2 rRNA genes are annotated in these 3387 nt (G+C 49.2%); both read right to left on the reverse strand.

What is annotated here, in order from left to right:
- Positions 1 to 9 precede the first annotated feature (9 nt).
- Positions 10 to 123: ribosomal RNA gene (gene rrf / locus ACFI32_RS14710) — 5S ribosomal RNA — on the reverse strand.
- Positions 124 to 288: 165 nt separating this feature from the next.
- A 23S ribosomal RNA gene (locus tag ACFI32_RS14715) occupies positions 289 to 3148 on the reverse strand.
- Positions 3149 to 3387: the final 239 nt, after the last annotated feature.

A 3387-nucleotide genomic window follows, 5' to 3' on the forward strand; every position in this document is an offset into this window, starting at 1 on the left:
AGAATAGAGAGCTGACGATGACCTACTCTCACATGGGCGAACCACACTACCATTGGCGCGACGATGTTTCACTTCTGAGTTCGGGAAGGGATCAGGTGGGGCCATCGTGCTATTGTCGTCAGCAAAGGGGATTAGATATGAGTCTGTTGTGTGACTTTTAATAAGTATCACGTCACCTGACTGAATCAAGGTTAAAGGTGATATCGAAATATTCTTTTCTTCACTATGACCACTACAGTCATACAAGATAGATTAATTAGACTTGCATACAAACCACTTGGGTGTTGTATGGTCAAGCCAAACGAGCAATTAGTATCAGTTAGCTACATGCATCGCTGCACTTCCACACCTGACCTATCAACGTCCTAGTCTTGAACGGCTCTTTAGGGAAATCTAATCTTGAGGTGGGCTTCCCGCTTAGATGCTTTCAGCGGTTATCCCATCCGAACGTAGCTACCGGGCAATGCTACTGGCGTAACAACCCGAACACCAGAGGTTCGTCCACTCTGGTCCTCTCGTACTAGGAGCAGATCCTCTCAAATTTCCAACGCCCACGGTAGATAGGGACCGAACTGTCTCACGACGTTCTAAACCCAGCTCGCGTACCTCTTTAAATGGCGAACAGCCATACCCTTAGGACCTGCTTCAGCCCTAGGATGAGATGAGCCGACATCGAGGTGCCAAACACCGCCGTCGATATGAACTCTTGGGCGGTATCAGCCTGTTATCCCCAGAGTACCTTTTATCCGTTGAGCGATGGCCCTTCCATACAGAACCACCGGATCACTAAGACCTACTTTCGTACCTGCTCGACTTGTGGGTCTCGCAGTTAAGCGCGCTTTTGCCTTTATACTCTTCGACCGATTTCCGACCGGTCTGAGCGCACCTTCGTACTCCTCCGTTACTCTTTAGGAGGAGACCGCCCCAGTCAAACTACCCACCATACATTGTCCTCGGTATTGTTATACCTGAGTTAGAACCCCAACATGACCAGGGTGGTATTTCAAGATTGGCTCCACCAAGACTAGCGTCTCGGTTTCATAGCCTCCCACCTATCCTGCACAAGTCAGGTCAAAGTTCAATGTAAAGCTGTAGTAAAGGTTCACGGGGTCTTTCCGTCTAGCCGCGGGTACACAGCATCTTCACTGCGATTTCGATTTCACTGAGTCTCTGCTGGAGACAGCGCTGCCATCATTATGCCATTCGTGCAGGTCGGAACTTACCCGACAAGGAATTTCGCTACCTTAGGACCGTTATAGTTACGGCCGCCGTTTACTGGGGCTTCGATCAAGACCTTCGCTTACGCTAAGCCCATCAATTAACCTTCCAGCACCGGGCAGGCATCACACCCTATACGTCCACTTTCGTGTTTGCAGAGTGCTGTGTTTTTAATAAACAGTTGCAGCAGCCTGGTATCTGCGACTGCCAGCAGCTCAAGGAGCATGTCCTATCACCACCAACAGCGTACCTTCTCCCGAAGTTACGGTACCATTTTGCCTAGTTCCTTCAGCAGAGTTCTCTCAAGCGCCTTGGTATTCTCTACCTGATCACCTGTGTCGGTTTAGGGTACGATTCGTTTATGACTATCGCTTAGAAGCTTTTCCTGGAAGCTTGGTATTTGCCACTTCGCTGTACAAGTACAGCTTGCTGTCAGATCTCAGCCCTATAACAACCCGGATTTACCTAAGTTGTAAGCCTACATCCTTTCACCTGGACTACCATCGCCAGGCTGACATAACCTTCTCCGTCCCTCCATCGCATCATAAACAAGTATCGGAATATTAACCGATTTCCCATCGACTACGCCTTTCGGCCTCGCCTTAGGGGTCGACTCACCCAGCCCCGATTAACGTTGGACTGGAACCCTTGATCTTCCGGCGTGCGAGCTTTTCACTCGCATTATCGTTACTCACGTCAGCATTCGCTCTTGTGATACCTCCAGCATGCTTTACAACACACCTTCTCAGGCTTACACAACGCTCCCCTACCACTTGAAACAATTTTCAAATCCGCAGCTTCGGCTCCTAGTTTGAGCCCCGTTACATCTTCCGCGCGGGCCGACTCGACTAGTGAGCTATTACGCTTTCTTTAAAGGATGGCTGCTTCTAAGCCAACCTCCTAGCTGTCTATGCCTTCCCACCTCGTTTCCCACTTAACTAGGAATTTGGGGCCTTAGCTGGCGGTCTGGGTTGTTTCCCTCTCCACGACGGACGTTAGCACCCGCCGTGTGTCTCCCGGATATCACTCATCGGTATTCGGAGTTTGCATCGGTTTGGTAAGTCGGTATGACCCCCTAGCCGAAACAGTGCTCTACCCCCAATGGTGTTCGTCCGAGGCGCTACCTAAATAGCTTTCGGGGAGAACCAGCTATCACCGAGTTTGATTAGCCTTTCACCCCTATCCACAAGTCATCCCCTGGCTTTTCAACGACAGTGGGTTCGGTCCTCCGGTGCCTGTTACGGCACTTTCAACCTGCTCATGGATAGATCACTCGGTTTCGGGTCTATACCCTGCAACTATACGCCCTATTAAGACTCGGTTTCCCTACGGCTCCCCTAAATGGTTAACCTCGCTACAGAATATAAGTCGCTGACCCATTATACAAAAGGTACGCGGTCACCGAACTAAGTCGGCTCCCACTGCTTGTACGCACACGGTTTCAGGTTCTATTTCACTCCCCTCACAGGGGTTCTTTTCGCCTTTCCCTCACGGTACTGGTTCACTATCGGTCAGTCAGGAGTATTTAGCCTTGGAGGATGGTCCCCCCATCTTCAAACAGGATTTCTCGTGTCCCGCTCTACTTAATATGTCTCATCTAGTGTTTAAAATACAGGACTATCACCTACTATGGTCAGCTTTCCCACGCTGTTCTTCTACACTAGAGTCGATCGGCTCCTCCCCGTTCGCTCGCCGCTACTTGGGGAATCTCATTTGATGTCTTTTCCTAAGGGTACTGAGATGTTTCACTTCCCCTCGTTCGCTTCCTGTACAAGTACAGAATACCTAGCTTATGCTAAGTGGGTTTCCCCATTCAGAAATCTCCGGATCACAGGATATTGCCGCCTCCCCGAAGCTTATCGCAGGCTGTCACGTCTTTCATCGCCTCTGACTGCCAAGGCATCCACCATGTGCGCTTCATTACTTGACCATACAACCCCAAGTAGTCTTTCGACTCCAAAGTGTCATACAATCTAATTATGATAACGATATCACCTATGTTTACGCTTGATTCAGTTCTCTTTACTTTTTTAGTAACCAACCCCTGGGATAACAACTGATGTCATTAAAGGACTGGTTACTAAGGTTAATGACGACACGTGAACATGTCATCACTAACCCAGACTCATATCTATGTTTTTAAATAGTCTCTATGCTCTCGTCGAGTCA

Source organism: Psychrobacter sp. PSi21 (assembly GCF_054960615.1).